The following is a 12,588-nucleotide window of genomic DNA, read 5'->3' as shown; positions in this document are numbered from 1 at the left end:
GCAATCAAATGCGCTCGGCTGTTGCTTGGGAATCAGGGCCAACGATTAACCAGACGGATAGCAAAATGACGGCAGAGCCCGAGAGGAATCCGCTGGAAATTGTTTCATCAAGAACTAAGAAGCCCCATAACACGGCGAATGGCGGCACCAAGAAGGTAACCGTGAGTGATCGTAAAGGCCCGATGTCGGCGATTAATCTAAAATAGAGGATATAAGCGAGGGACGTGCATAAAAAGCCGACGGCTAGCAGACTGATCCACACCTCACCCTGAAGCCATTCAGTACTCGGACCATATGAAATACTCCAGATCAAAAAGGGGCTAAGAAAAGCGGTTGCGCCTATTTGACTGCCAAACGCAACCAGCATTGAATCCAGGCCGCCTTGTTGGGTTATCCACTTGCGGGTAAGAAACCCCGCCAAGCCATAACCAATAGTGGCTATGATGCAAGCGGCCACGCCAATGTATATATTGCCGTCGATATTTGAATCACCCACCGTAGTAATGATCGTAATACCGATAATACCTAATAAGACACCTATCCATTTTCTTAACGATAAATGCTCGCTAAAGATAAATAAACCAATCATGGCGCCCGTCAAAGGGGTGGTGGCATTTAAAATAGCGGAGTATCCAGCAGGTAATAATGTTGCTGCTATGCTGTACATCAGAAAAGGAAGGCCTGAATTGATCGCACCCAATATCAAAGTCTTACCTAGTTTACCTTTGAATTCCAGGCTTTTGCGTATGGCTAAGATGATGAAAGCTAAACCAATTAGGCCAAAAAAGACTCTAAAAAATGCCGTGTTGATTGGCCCTATTGCAGGGGCGGCGATTCGCATGAAAAGAAAGCTCGCTCCCCATATAGCGGCTAATGACAGTAGTCGTATATAGTCGATTGCTCTCATTTTATACCCCATTTTAAGGTTTGCTATTAATCAGTAGGCTCGAGAGTTAGCCTCGTGTGGCTCAGTATTGCCGCCTTTGGGGTATGGGAAAAACCCGTTTCTTGCTGTCTTGGTAGTTAGCATAAAATAGGCATCGCTATGACGTTTACTGACCTGTTTGAAAACGACGACATGAAGTTGATTAACCTGCTTCCACAAGATGGGGCGGTCTATTATCACGGTAAAATCCTAGAGGCGGCCTCTGCTGATATGTATCTAGCTAAGTGTAGGGACGAATTAAACTGGGAGCATGATCGAGCGTTTATTTACGGAAAAGAGATCGTTACCAAGAGGAAAGTAGCCTGGTACGCGGATGAGCCAGTCTCTTATACCTACTCTGGATATACCAAGACGGCATCAGTGTGGCCTGGCTTTTTACAAGAGATTAAGCAGATAGTGGAGAGTAACTGTAGTGATGTGTTCAATTCGTGCTTGTGCAACTTTTATAGCTCTGGCGCGGAAGGAATGAGTTGGCACAGTGATGCTGAAAAAGACCTAGTTGAAAATGGTGTGATTGGCGCGTTGAGCCTAGGTGGCGCAAGGAGGTTTTCGTTTAAACATAAACAAACAGGGGAGAGTTTATCGCTTAATCTAGAGCACGGTAGTCTGTTGGTGATGAAAGGCGCCACGCAGCAAAACTGGCTACATAGCCTGCCTAAAACCAAGAAAGATTGTGAGCCGCGGGTGAGCCTCACGTTTAGGCAAATGCGCTAACCAGCTGTTGATACAGGTGGATAGTTCATCTGTCGTAACTAATAATAGAAGGTGGCAGCTCTAAAGCGTCCGCGAACTAAAGCTGCCCTCTACTTGTGCCGTTGTTGGCATGCCCTAAGCGGCGCGGCTTTGCTCCGTTACTTTTGACGCTGCGGCGGGGAAACGATGCCACTGCCGTGGATGAGCGAATAGGCGTTGCCCACGGCGCATCTGAAGCTGCTCAAAATCAGCATGACGCACCGTTGCAAGCCATGGCTTAGCCAGCCAGTCGGCTTCCAGCTCAACACGCACTTCAGCACCAACCGGTGAAATGGCAGTCACTGTCACCGGCAAGTGGCTCTCTGCGCTTGGCTGCTGGGCAAGGCGCACTTCATGAGGGCGCAGCAACAGCTCTTCGTCACCGTTAGGCAAGTTAACATTGAGGTGCGCATCGCCACAGGTGAGTACACCTTGGTGTACCTTGCCTTCTAAGTGGTTAACGTCGCCAAGGAACTCAAACACAAAACGATTTTTGGGTGAACGATAGAGCGTTTCAGGCGTATCAATTTGCTCTATGCGTCCGTTACTCATCACCACCACGCGGTCAGACAGCTCCAGCGCTTCTTCTTGATCATGGGTAACAAACACGCTAGTAAAGTTAAGTTCTTCATGCAGGCGGCGTAACCAGCGTCGTAGGTCCTGGCGCACCTTGGCATCCAGCGCGCCAAATGGCTCATCCAAAAGCAATACGTCAGGTTCAACGGCCAAGGCGCGGGCGAGAGAAACACGTTGCTGCTGACCGCCAGAGAGTTGAGCGGGCAAACGGTTAGCTAAATGCTGCAGTTGAACCATTTCCAGCAGTCTAAAGACTCGCGCACGAATTTCACCGTTGGATGGGCGTCGCTTCTTGGGCATCACGGTTAGTCCAAAAGCGACATTGTCGTATACGCTCATATGGCGAAACAGGGCGTAGTGCTGGAAAACAAACCCAATGCGGCGATCGCGAACGTGAACGTTGGTGACATCGCGGTCGCCGAACAGTATTTTTCCGGGTTGAGGATAGCGGTCAGCGCTTTCCAAGCCTGCAATAATACGCAGCAGTGTGGTTTTTCCAGAGCCAGACGGACCAAGCAGGCCGACTAGTTCGCCTTCATGAATGTCCAGGTTGATCGGCTCAAGCGCTTGGGTGTTGGCAAAGTGCTTGGCGATATTCTGTAGGCGAATACTCATAAAAATGCCTCCTGGCGCGATGCACGCCATTCCAGGCCTGCCTTGGCCGCAAGGGTTAACAGGGCAATAAGGGCCAGTAGTGCGGCGCTAGCAAACGCGCCCACTGCGTTGTAATCCTGATAAAGCTGCTCTAGATGCAGCGGCAAAGTATTTGTCTTGCCGCGAATAGCTCCGGCAACCACCGAAACGGCACCAAATTCCCCCACGGCGCGCGCGTTAGTGAGGATGATCCCGTACAGCAGTGCCCAGCGAATGTTGGGTAACGTGACACGCCGAAAGGTGGTCCAGCCGCCAGCCCCTAGGGTCACCGCGGCTTCCTCTTCCCGGGAGCCTTGGGCCTGCATGAGCGGAATGAGCTCGCGGGCCACAAACGGGCAGGTCACAAAAATAGTGACCATTAAAATGCCGGGCCAAGCGAACATCAGTTGAATATCGTGGCTGTCTAGCCAACTGCCAATCCAGCCATTACGGCCATATAGCAACAGGTAGATAAGCCCGGCCACAACGGGGGAAACGGCAAAAGGAATATCGATCAGCGTTTGTAAAATACGCCGACCTGGGAAACTAAAGCGGGTAACCAGCCATGCCAAGGCGACACCGAATACTAGACATATCGGTATGGTTAATAACGCAATGACGAGTGTCAGGCCAATCGCATGCAGGGTGAACGTATCGCTAACGTTGGCCCAAAAGACTGTCACGCCCTGGGAGAAGGCCTGGGCAAAAATTGCCACCAACGGTAGCAGCAAAAATAGCCCAGATAGCAGCAGGGCGGTGCCAATGAGTAGACGCCGCACGGCGGGTGCATCACCAATTCGGCGCATTAACCTTTACCTCCATGCAGGCGGCGTACAAAGCGGCCTTGCCAAATATTGATCGCCAGCAGCAGAGCCAGTGACACAAACAGCACAACGGAGGCGATTGCAGAGGCACCTGCGTAGTCATACTCCTGTAGTTTGACGAAAATCATCAGCGCAGTGATTTCGGTTTCGTAGGGCATATTACCCGCGATAAAAATAATCGCCCCGAACTCACCTAGTGAGCGCACAAAGGCTAACCCGGTGCCGGTAACGAGAGCTGGCCACAGGTGCGGCATAATCACGCGCCGAAACGCCACGCCATCGGTTGCGCCAAGAGACATCGCTGCTTCATCAACTTCTGCGGGTAAATCCTCCAGTACCGGCTGTACGGTGCGTACCACAAATGGAATGCTGGTAAACGCCATGGCCAGTGCAATGCCTACCCAGGTATAGGCTACTTGGAATCCCAGTGACTCCAACAAGCTGCCCATCCAGCCGTTACCCGCATACAGTGTCGCTAGGGTAATACCGGCTACCGCTGTGGGTAGCGCAAAGGGCAGATCCATTAAAGCATCTAGCAGACGTTTGCCGGGAAACTCATAACGAACCAGGACCCAGGCAAGTAGTAAGCCAAATACTGCATTCACCAGCGCCGCGACAGCCGCTGCACCCATGGTGACCATGTAGCTGGCCACCACGCGGCCTTCGGTAATAATGGCCCAGTATTCGGCAAGGCTAAGCCCTGCCAATTGGCCAAATAGCCCGGTGATTGGGAGAAGAAGGACCAGCGAAATAAACAGCACGCTGATCCCCATTGATAGGCCAAAGCCCGGCAGCACGCGAGCGCTGTCGGACCGCCATAATGCTAGCTGGCTCATGGTGTTCCGTTAACGACGTTGCAGTTGATCAAGTAGGGCGCCGCCTTCAAAGTGGTTTTCCATAGCTTCTTCCCAGCTGCCAAACACATCTTCAACTTCAAAAAGTTCGGTATCGGGGAATTGGTCGGCAAATTCGGCTACAACTGTTTCATCGTGAACGCGATAGTTAAAGCCCGCCAGCAAGCGCTGGGTGTCTTCACGGTAGAGATACTCAAGGTAGCTCTGGGCAAGGTCGCTGTTACCATTACGTTCAGCATTTTCACCTACCACCGCAACGGGGAACTCTGCCAGGATACTGACCGGCGGCACGATAACCTCATAGTCGTCGCTGCCATATTCGCTACGGATGTTGTTTACTTCTGACTCAAAGCTGATCAATACGTCGCCAATGCCGCGTTCGATAAAGCTTGTGGTGGCACCGCGGCCGCCGGTATCAAACACCGCAACATTGCGTAGGAAGGTGCGCATGAAGTCTTGAATCTTTTCTTCATCGCCATCGAATTCATTTTCCGCAAAGCCCCAAGCCGCTAGATAGGTATAGCGTCCGTTGCCAGATGTTTTTGGGTTGGGAAAAACGATTTGCACGTCTTCCTTCGCGAGATCATCCCAGCTTTCGATTCCTTTTGGGTTGTCTTTACGCACCAAAAACGCCGTCGTGGAGTAGTAAGGGGAGGCGTTATTATCGAACGCGTCTTGCCAGTCTTCGGCCACTAGGCCTGCATCCGCAAGTACTTGAACATCAGTCACCTGGTTAAAGGTAACGACATCCGCACGCAAGCCTTGCATGATCGCGCGCGCCTGTGCGGATGAGCCGCCGTGAGACTGGCTAATGGCAATCTCTTCACCGTGCTCTTCTTGCCACCATGCTTGGAATTCCGGATTGATCGCTGAAAACAGTTCACGGGCAATATCGTAAGAAGAGTTCAGTAACTCGCGCTCTTGAGCCATTGCCGTGTTTGAAACAGCGGTGACAGCCACCGTAGCGCCAACAGCCGTGGCTATCAGGCTGCGGCGCAGGCCAGTACGGAAAAAAGTAGATCGCGTCATTACAGGCTCCTTGTATCTGGGGGCGATTTAATCGCAATGAGGATAAGGTTAAACCTGTGATTGTGGAATTACAATTGTGTTTTATATTCTATTTGGGAATATGTATTAAAAGATATGCATTTATTGTCGGCTGAGCTTTAACGGCAGGGAGATGGGGCTTCTTAGGTGGCTCTGGTAAGATAGGGGCCTTCCTTTCCCCTGTTAACCTAGGAATGCACTATGAGCGCTGAGCAGGACTTCCTGATTGCCCCTTCGATTCTATCCGCTAATTTCGCGCGTCTTGGTGAAGAGGTCGACAATGTGTTGGCCGCTGGGGCCGACATTGTCCATTTCGATGTCATGGACAATCATTATGTGCCGAACCTGACGATTGGGCCAATGGTCTGCAAAGCCCTGCGCCAGCACGGCGTGACGGCACCCATAGATGTACATTTAATGGTTAAACCCGTGGATCGTATGATCGGCGATTTTAGTGAGGCTGGGGCGAGTTACATTACATTTCACCCGGAAGCTTCTGAGCATGTGGATCGCTCGTTACAGCTAATACGCGATAGTGGCTGTAAAGCAGGGCTGGTATTTAATCCGGCAACACCGCTTTCGTATCTCGATTATGTCATGGACAAAATTGACATGATTCTGCTGATGAGCGTTAACCCGGGCTTTGGCGGTCAGTCATTTATCCCCAGCACGCTGGGTAAATTGCGTGAAGCTCGGGCGCGTATTGATGCTTCAGGCCGCCCTATCCGCTTAGAAATCGACGGCGGCGTTAAGGTAGATAATATTGCCGATATCGCCGCTGCGGGTGCCGACACCTTTGTCGCTGGTTCCGCTATTTTCAATGCTCACCAGTCAAGCGACCCGCACGGTTACGATAGCGTTATCCAGCAAATGCGCGCTGAGTTGGCAAAGGATAACGGCTAAGCAAACAGCTTAGTGCAATTTCATACGGGGCTTTAAGTAGCGGTTTAACTTATCAACCAGCCATGCGAGTCCCGTTTTGGGTGCGCCATGAATAGATAGCTGATGCATTCGATAAAGTGAAGCGTAGGCTTGGCGCGCTAACCAGCCCTCTAAAAATAGCCCACGAGACGCGGAACTGCGCATCAACTTTCCTACCGCATCGTAGCGGGCGAGCGACACCAGCGAACCGTGGTCACGATAAGTAAAGCTTTGCAGTGGTTTGTTATCCAAGCAGTGCACCAGGTTTTTGGCGAGTAATGTTGCCTGTTGATGAGCAGCCTGTGCCCGTGGCGGCACGGAGATGCCTTCGCCCTGAGGGCAGTCGGCGCAGTCACCTATGGCAAAAATATAAGGATCATCTACGCTCTGCAGCGTTTGGTGGACGTTAATTTGATTTTTCTTATTAGTGGTCAGGTCTAATTCAGCCAAAAATGGCGGTGCTTTGATGCCTGCTGCCCACACGTTTAGGTCCGTTTTGATAACCTCGCTGTCGCCTGTTACTAATTGATATTGCTGAGCTTCTTTAATAGCGGTGCCGACGTGAACGGTGACCCCCATGCTTTCTAGCTCTTGCAGCACTGTTTCGCTAATACGCTCTGACAAGCCGGGTAGTAGGCGGGGAGCCGCTTCGATGAGGTGTACGCTAATCGTTTGATGGTCAACAGCGGTTACGCCGTAGGCGTTAAGTAAGCGCGAAGCATCTAGAAGCTCGGCAGAAAGCTCTACGCCCGTTGCGCCGCCGCCTACAATGCCAATAGTCAGTTCGGCGTTTTGGCGCAGCGTTGGATCGGTATAACGCAAAAAGGTATTGATCATATCGCGCTGAAACGCTTTGGCTTGCTGAGGCGAATCAATAAAGTGGCAGTGTTCCGCAACACCCGCTGTACCAAAATCATTTGAAATACTGCCGAGCGCTATTACTAAATAATCGTAGGTTAGTTTTCGAGAGGGAAGGATTTCAACGCCGTCTTCATCTTTGATGGGTGCTAGGTGAATGACTTTTTGTGCGCGATCAAGGCCATTTAAAGAGCCGCGCTGGTAACGGTAATGGTGCGCGGAAGAGTGGCCGCGGTAATCCACTTCATCCATGCTAGAGTTCAATACTCCGGTAGCGAGTTCGTGTAACAGCGGTTTCCATACATGGGTGGCATTGCGGTCTAGCAGGACAATCTCGGCGCGCTTTTTTTTGCCCAGCGTGCGTCCTAAGCGTGTTGCTAGAGCAAGTCCGCCAGCGCCACCGCCGACGATCACAATTCGGGGGATGGTCATTACTTTCTCCTCGGATAAGATGATCACAGCATAGAGCTTCCGGGCGTGGTTGGCGACGTGCTAAGTCGGTAGGATAAAAGAATTAGCCGCGATTACGTTTACTAACGGCCATTTTTTGAAAAATATTTTTACCTAGCCTAGGGAGAGAGAGCGTGCATGCCATTTTGCAGGGTAAGCGGTTAATTGCATTTGATTTAGATGGCACTTTGATTGATTCGGTCCCGGATCTAGCGATAGCGGTCCAGCGCTCGCTCAGCGATGTTGGGCTGCCTGCGCCTAGTGAAGAGCATGTGCGCGATTGGGTGGGTAATGGTGCGCAGGTACTTATTGAAAGAGCGCTAACCTGGGCACTCGCTGATGCGCCAGGACAGGCATTGCAAACCACCGCCTATGAGGCTTTTATGCGCCATTACGGTGCTGCCCCCAATGCACTAACCCGGCTCTATCATGGCGTGAGAACAGCGCTGCATGATTTGCACAAAGCAGGCTATCTACTGGTGCTGATTACTAACAAGCCAGAACGCTTTATTGCGCCAATTTTAAGCCACTTTGATCTGCTTTCGCTTTTTACCCACTGCATTGGTGGCGACACGCTTGCCGAGAAGAAACCCAGCCCGTTACCGCTACTGCATGCGACTCAACAGCTGGATATCTCACCTTCGGCAAGTGTCATGGTAGGAGACTCGCGCCACGATATTGCTGCGGGTAAGGCTGCTGGCTTTACTACCGTGGCGTTGCCTTACGGCTATAACCACGGCGAGCCGATTGAGCATAGCCAGCCTGACGTGATTATTAGCTCATTGCTGGCGCTGACGGAGTAAAACTGTCGGTGATACGGCTGTTTTTTCTAGAACTGTTTTTTCTAGGGCTGCTTTTCTGCCCGTGCGCCGCCTAGGTATTCATGCAGTAATTCAGCATTATGGCGCAACATAGCAGGGTAGTTATAGGCAGGGCCGTCTGTGTCACTTAAGGTGTCTGTGTATAAAGGCCCTGCCAGCGACAGCTCCGTTGCTCGGGCATGTGCATCCATGTGGATATAGGGAGAGGTGCTTTCATAGAACAGTGCAGGCGGGCGCTGTTGCGAGAGGAGCATGCTCATTGCTTCCATTGCCTGCGCACTGCCAATGGTCTCACTGCCAATCCCCCAAATGGCGGCGTACTCAAAACCATAAGCACGGGCAAAGTAAGCCATGGAGGCTTCGCTGGTAGTGAGCATGCGATTCGTTTGCGGAATGCCTTCCAAGCGTTCCCGGAGTTGATGATCTAGCAGCGCCAGTGCTTCACGAGTCTCAGTGGCACGCGTGGTAAACGCCTCAGCCTGCTCGGGATAGCGTTCGATAAGCGTTTTTTCTATGACATCAACATAAGCGGCTGCCCCTTTGGGGTCCATCCACATATGCGGGTCAGTGTTATCTTGATACTGGCCAACTAGAATCGTTAGCGGTGCATAGTCGGCACTTTCTGCAAGTGCTGTGAGCGTTAGTGAATCGTCTGCCATGGCTTCAATATGCCGTATCCATGGCTCTAGCCCATACCCGTTGTAGAAAACAATGTCAGCTTCCTCGACAGCTAGGGCATTTGGCGGTTGAAGCTCCCAGCGGTGCACATCTTCGCCTGTGGGCACAATAGTGGTAACGCCGATGCTGTCGCCTGCGACACGCTTCACTAAATCTTTAATGACTGAAAACGAAGCGATAACCTTAAACGAGGTGTCTCCCAGCGCGTGACTGCTGCAGACAGTCGTCATCAATACGAGCGTTATTATCCAGGGTGCTCGATTGTCCATGTCACGCTCCTAACGCATTAAAAAGTCGGCAGATGATAAAGACAGTCAAGGCCCGTTGCCAGTTTCGTTATGCTGTCAAGTTGTTTAAACCTAGCAGAAAGGGCTAGCCACTCTCTTTCAGTATTTTTGATTACCTTGAAAAGTCCCTCACTAGTTTACTGATAAACTCAGTGTTTGTTTCCCACTAAAAATTACCAGAGTATTGGGCGTGTGAATGTCCTAGCCGACCCTTGGCTCTGCAAGTGGAGCTTGGGTTGGGGTATCATCCCTACCAAGGGGTTTGATTAATGTGATGGAGTAGCTGCGGCGATGGCGCAAGTGCAGGTAGTGCAACGTGTATTGATGATCGATAACTACGACAGTTTCACGTTCAATATCGTCCAGTACCTGGGTGAGCTGGGTGCCGAGGTAATGACCTATCGCAACGATGAGCTTACCCTTGAACAGATTGACGCCTTAGCGCCTACTCATCTAGTCATTTCACCGGGGCCCTGTACCCCTAATGAAGCGGGCATCTCGCTGGCGGCGATAGGCCACTTTGCGGGTAAACTGCCTATTTTGGGGGTTTGTCTTGGTCACCAGGCGATTGGACAAGTCTACGGTGGTAAAGTGGTGCGAGCGCCCCAGGTGATGCATGGCAAAACATCTGCTGTTGTGCATAGTGGGCAAGGGGTTTTTCGCGGGCTTGAAAACCCGTTAGAAGTGACCCGTTATCATTCACTCGTGGTAGAAAGAACAAGCTTACCGGAGTGTTTTGAAATCACTGCCTGGACCTCAGGCGATGACGTTACGCCGGGGCTGATAATGGGCTTTCGTCATCGCAGCCTGGATGTTGAGGGGGTACAGTTTCACCCTGAGTCAATACTCACGCGCCAAGGCCATGCGTTATTGGCTAACTTTTTAAAACGCGGCTGATTGCCAAATTTACACGCTTTAGGGGCTTTTCTGTTCATGCAAATGCGAGATGCAATTAACGCGGTGATGCGCCGCGAAGACCTCTCTTTCAATGCGATGCACGCGCTAATGCGCCAGATCATGACCGGCGAAGCCTCCGATGCGCAAATTGGCGGCCTGCTAGTGGGGCTTGCCATGAAAGGCGAAAGCGCCGAGGAAATTAGTGCGGCGGCTCAGGTTATGCGCGAACTCATGAAGCGCGTTGAACTGCACACTGACAACGTCGTCGATATTGTTGGCACCGGCGGTGATGGTGCGAACCTGTTTAATGTTTCTACGGCGGCTAGCTTTGTGGCTGCTGCTGGCGGCGCCCATGTCGCTAAGCATGGTAACCGCAGTGTCTCGTCATCGTCGGGCAGTGCAGACCTTTTTGATATTGCCGGTATTTACCTAGACCTTAAGCCTGAACAAGTGGCGCGCTGTATCGAACAAGTAGGTGTGGGCTTTATGTTCGCTCCTAATCATCATCCTGCCATGCGCTTTGCAATCGGGCCGCGCCGGGAAATGGGCGTGCGCACGCTGTTTAACATCCTTGGCCCATTGACTAACCCTGCAAGTGCACGTAACCAAGTGCTGGGGGTTTACTCTCCAGAATTAGTGCCATTGATGGCTGAAGTGCTCCGCAAGCTTGGCAGCCACCATGTGTTAGTAGTTTGCTCTGAAGATGGCTTGGATGAAATCTCCTTGGCGGCACCGACGCGGGTGGCTGAACTAAAGGATGGCGAAATTACCGAGTACACCATCACTCCAGAAGAGTTGGGGATTGAGCGACAAAGCTTAGCTACGCTTAAAGCAGCCAGCGCCGAAGACAGCTTACGGCTGGTAAAAGCTGCATTGAGTGGTGAGGGGGCAGCGGCAGATATAGTGGCACTTAATGCGGGCGCCGCGCTTTACTGTTCAGGTGTGGCCGATAGCTTAAAAGAGGGCGTAATGGTGGCTCAGGATGCGCAGGCTTCCAAGCTGCCGTTAGAGAAGCTCCGAGAGCTTTCACACTTCACTAGCGTCTTTAAAGGGTAAACTATCAAATGACTGACCAGGCAACGCCAACAATTTTAACGCGTATTTTGGCTCGTAAAGACGAAGAAGTAGCCGAGCGCCGACAGGCGGTTTCTGAAGCAGAACTGCTGGCGTTGGCTGACAAGCAAAGTGCCCCCCGTGGCTTTATTGCTGCACTGAATGCCCGTATTGCCGCTGGTGACGCAGCGGTTATCGCTGAGGTGAAAAAAGCCTCGCCTTCCAAGGGCGTGATACGTGATGACTTTCATCCTGATGATATCGCTAAGCGTTATGCAGAGGGCGGCGCAGCCTGCTTGTCAGTATTAACTGATGCCGATTTCTTCCAGGGACATGAAGACTTTCTAATCGCTGCCCGCGATGCCTGTGACCTTCCCGTCATTCGTAAAGATTTTATTACCCATGGCTATCAGGTAACCGAGGCGCGCGCCATCGGGGCAGACTGTATCTTGCTGATTGTCGCTGCCCTAGACGACGCTCAGCTGCGCGATCTGCACCAGCAAGCTAATGCATTAGGCATGGATGTGCTGGTAGAAGTGCATGACGCTGTTGAGTTAGAGCGTGCCCTAGCGCTGGATTTAAAGCTGGTGGGCATCAACAACCGTAATTTGCATACCTTTGAGACCAGCCTGAACACCACATTAGACCTGCTGCCGCGCATTCCTGAGGGCGTCACGGTCATCACGGAGTCTGGTATCCATACCCGTGATGACGTGGAGCTTATGCGCGACCATGAAGTGAACGGTTTCTTAGTTGGTGAAGCCTTTATGCGTGAAGAGGACCCAGGCCAAGCCCTCAAGCAGCTGTTTTTTTAATCGATAGTGTTAAACGCTTATTAACTGGCCCGCTTGAGGCACGTAAGTAGCGCCTGAAGCGGGTGGTGTAATGTTTGTGCTGAGTAGCGTTTCACCTGGCTGCGGCAGGAGTAGCCGGTGGCGAGCAGCTTGCCCGTGTTTTCGTCGGCTTCCACCTGGGGCTGCCAGGATTGGGCATAAATAGTTTTGGAGGTTG

General features: G+C 51.7%; 13 protein-coding genes. 6 read left to right on the top strand and 7 right to left on the bottom strand.

What is annotated here, in order from left to right; translation table 11 throughout:
• Window positions 1-4 precede the first annotated feature (4 nt).
• Window positions 5-907 carry a DMT family transporter gene (locus tag HVE01_RS16800; protein ID WP_146945160.1) on the bottom strand — a complete coding sequence of 301 codons (903 nt, stop codon included), beginning with the start codon at window positions 905-907 and terminating at the stop codon, window positions 5-7.
• A gap of 138 nt (window positions 908-1,045) precedes the next feature.
• Between HVE01_RS16800 and HVE01_RS16795 the strand changes: the two genes are divergently transcribed.
• A complete protein-coding gene (locus HVE01_RS16795; protein WP_146945159.1) occupies window positions 1,046-1,660 on the top strand; it encodes an alpha-ketoglutarate-dependent dioxygenase AlkB family protein in 615 nt (204 codons plus the stop codon).
• Between the two features lie 114 nt (window positions 1,661-1,774).
• Here HVE01_RS16795 and HVE01_RS16790 read toward each other — a convergent pair whose 3' ends face one another.
• Genes HVE01_RS16790 through cysP form a run of 4 tightly spaced genes read right to left on the bottom strand, consistent with a single transcriptional unit; the run spans window position 1,775 to window position 5,594 of the window.
• Entirely contained in the window at window positions 1,775-2,869 is a 1,095-nt protein-coding gene (locus HVE01_RS16790) for a sulfate/molybdate ABC transporter ATP-binding protein (RefSeq protein ID WP_146945158.1), read from the bottom strand.
• Complete coding sequence (cysW, locus tag HVE01_RS16785; protein ID WP_146945157.1) at window positions 2,866-3,693, bottom strand: sulfate ABC transporter permease subunit CysW; 828 nt, start codon at window positions 3,691-3,693, stop codon at window positions 2,866-2,868. Before cysW ends, HVE01_RS16790 begins: the two co-directional genes overlap by 4 nt.
• Window positions 3,693-4,547, bottom strand: coding sequence for a sulfate ABC transporter permease subunit CysT (cysT, locus tag HVE01_RS16780; RefSeq protein WP_146945156.1), 855 nt, complete (start codon window positions 4,545-4,547; stop codon window positions 3,693-3,695). The genes cysW and cysT overlap by 1 nt, the downstream gene beginning before the upstream one ends.
• Window positions 4,548-4,556: 9 nt before the next feature.
• Complete coding sequence (cysP, locus tag HVE01_RS16775; RefSeq protein WP_125746765.1) at window positions 4,557-5,594, bottom strand: thiosulfate ABC transporter substrate-binding protein CysP; 1,038 nt, start codon at window positions 5,592-5,594, stop codon at window positions 4,557-4,559.
• A 219-nt stretch (window positions 5,595-5,813) separates the two neighbouring features.
• Between cysP and rpe the strand changes: the two genes are divergently transcribed.
• The gene (gene rpe, locus HVE01_RS16770) at window positions 5,814-6,515 is read left to right on the top strand and encodes a ribulose-phosphate 3-epimerase (RefSeq protein WP_125746766.1); all 702 of its coding nucleotides are present in this window, start codon (window positions 5,814-5,816) and stop codon (window positions 6,513-6,515) included.
• Between the two features lie 9 nt (window positions 6,516-6,524).
• On the opposite strand, the gene HVE01_RS16765 is transcribed toward rpe, so the two are convergent.
• The gene (locus tag HVE01_RS16765) at window positions 6,525-7,823 is read right to left on the bottom strand and encodes an NAD(P)/FAD-dependent oxidoreductase (protein ID WP_146945155.1); all 1,299 of its coding nucleotides are present in this window, start codon (window positions 7,821-7,823) and stop codon (window positions 6,525-6,527) included.
• Between the two features lie 152 nt (window positions 7,824-7,975).
• Here HVE01_RS16765 and HVE01_RS16760 point away from each other — a divergent pair, with 152 nt between their 5' ends.
• Window positions 7,976-8,644, top strand: a complete 669-nt coding sequence (locus HVE01_RS16760) for a phosphoglycolate phosphatase (protein WP_146945154.1) — start codon at window positions 7,976-7,978, stop codon at window positions 8,642-8,644.
• 41 nt (window positions 8,645-8,685) lie between these two features.
• On the opposite strand, the gene HVE01_RS16755 is transcribed toward HVE01_RS16760, so the two are convergent.
• Window positions 8,686-9,609, bottom strand: a complete 924-nt coding sequence (locus HVE01_RS16755) for a metal ABC transporter solute-binding protein, Zn/Mn family (RefSeq protein ID WP_146945153.1) — start codon at window positions 9,607-9,609, stop codon at window positions 8,686-8,688.
• 309 nt (window positions 9,610-9,918) lie between these two features.
• Here HVE01_RS16755 and HVE01_RS16750 point away from each other — a divergent pair, with 309 nt between their 5' ends.
• The 3 genes from HVE01_RS16750 to trpC are packed head-to-tail and all read left to right on the top strand — an operon-like array spanning window position 9,919 to window position 12,392.
• Window positions 9,919-10,524, top strand: a complete 606-nt coding sequence (locus HVE01_RS16750) for an anthranilate synthase component II (protein ID WP_146945152.1) — start codon at window positions 9,919-9,921, stop codon at window positions 10,522-10,524.
• Window positions 10,525-10,560: 36 nt separating this feature from the next.
• Window positions 10,561-11,580, top strand: coding sequence for an anthranilate phosphoribosyltransferase (gene trpD, locus HVE01_RS16745; protein WP_125746775.1), 1,020 nt, complete (start codon window positions 10,561-10,563; stop codon window positions 11,578-11,580).
• An 8-nt stretch (window positions 11,581-11,588) separates the two neighbouring features.
• Window positions 11,589-12,392 (top strand): indole-3-glycerol phosphate synthase TrpC, encoded by an 804-nt coding sequence (gene trpC, locus HVE01_RS16740; protein ID WP_146945151.1) that lies wholly within the window; start codon window positions 11,589-11,591, stop codon window positions 12,390-12,392.
• Window positions 12,393-12,588 lie beyond the last annotated feature (196 nt).

The sequence above is a fragment of the Vreelandella venusta genome (genome assembly GCF_007989605.1).
Taxonomy (GTDB): Bacteria; Pseudomonadota; Gammaproteobacteria; order Pseudomonadales; family Halomonadaceae; genus Vreelandella; species Vreelandella venusta.
Note: the sequence above shows the minus strand (reverse complement) of the source record. Positions and strands in the feature narration are given on the sequence as shown.

What these genes read in the sequence shown, in the direction of transcription:
- HVE01_RS16800 (WP_146945160.1), bottom strand. Translation starts at nt 907, where the DNA reads ATGAGAGCAATCGACTATATACGACTACTGTCATTAGCCGCTATATGG.
- HVE01_RS16795 (WP_146945159.1), top strand. Translation starts at nt 1,046, where the DNA reads ATGACGTTTACTGACCTGTTTGAAAACGACGACATGAAGTTGATTAAC.
- HVE01_RS16790 (WP_146945158.1), bottom strand. Translation starts at nt 2,869, where the DNA reads ATGAGTATTCGCCTACAGAATATCGCCAAGCACTTTGCCAACACCCAA.
- cysW (WP_146945157.1), bottom strand. Translation starts at nt 3,693, where the DNA reads ATGCGCCGAATTGGTGATGCACCCGCCGTGCGGCGTCTACTCATTGGC.
- cysT (WP_146945156.1), bottom strand. Translation starts at nt 4,547, where the DNA reads ATGAGCCAGCTAGCATTATGGCGGTCCGACAGCGCTCGCGTGCTGCCG.
- cysP (WP_125746765.1), bottom strand. Translation starts at nt 5,594, where the DNA reads ATGACGCGATCTACTTTTTTCCGTACTGGCCTGCGCCGCAGCCTGATA.
- rpe (WP_125746766.1), top strand. Translation starts at nt 5,814, where the DNA reads ATGAGCGCTGAGCAGGACTTCCTGATTGCCCCTTCGATTCTATCCGCT.
- HVE01_RS16765 (WP_146945155.1), bottom strand. Translation starts at nt 7,823, where the DNA reads ATGACCATCCCCCGAATTGTGATCGTCGGCGGTGGCGCTGGCGGACTT.
- HVE01_RS16755 (WP_146945153.1), bottom strand. Translation starts at nt 9,609, where the DNA reads ATGGACAATCGAGCACCCTGGATAATAACGCTCGTATTGATGACGACT.
- HVE01_RS16750 (WP_146945152.1), top strand. Translation starts at nt 9,919, where the DNA reads ATGGCGCAAGTGCAGGTAGTGCAACGTGTATTGATGATCGATAACTAC.
- trpD (WP_125746775.1), top strand. Translation starts at nt 10,561, where the DNA reads ATGCAAATGCGAGATGCAATTAACGCGGTGATGCGCCGCGAAGACCTC.
- trpC (WP_146945151.1), top strand. Translation starts at nt 11,589, where the DNA reads ATGACTGACCAGGCAACGCCAACAATTTTAACGCGTATTTTGGCTCGT.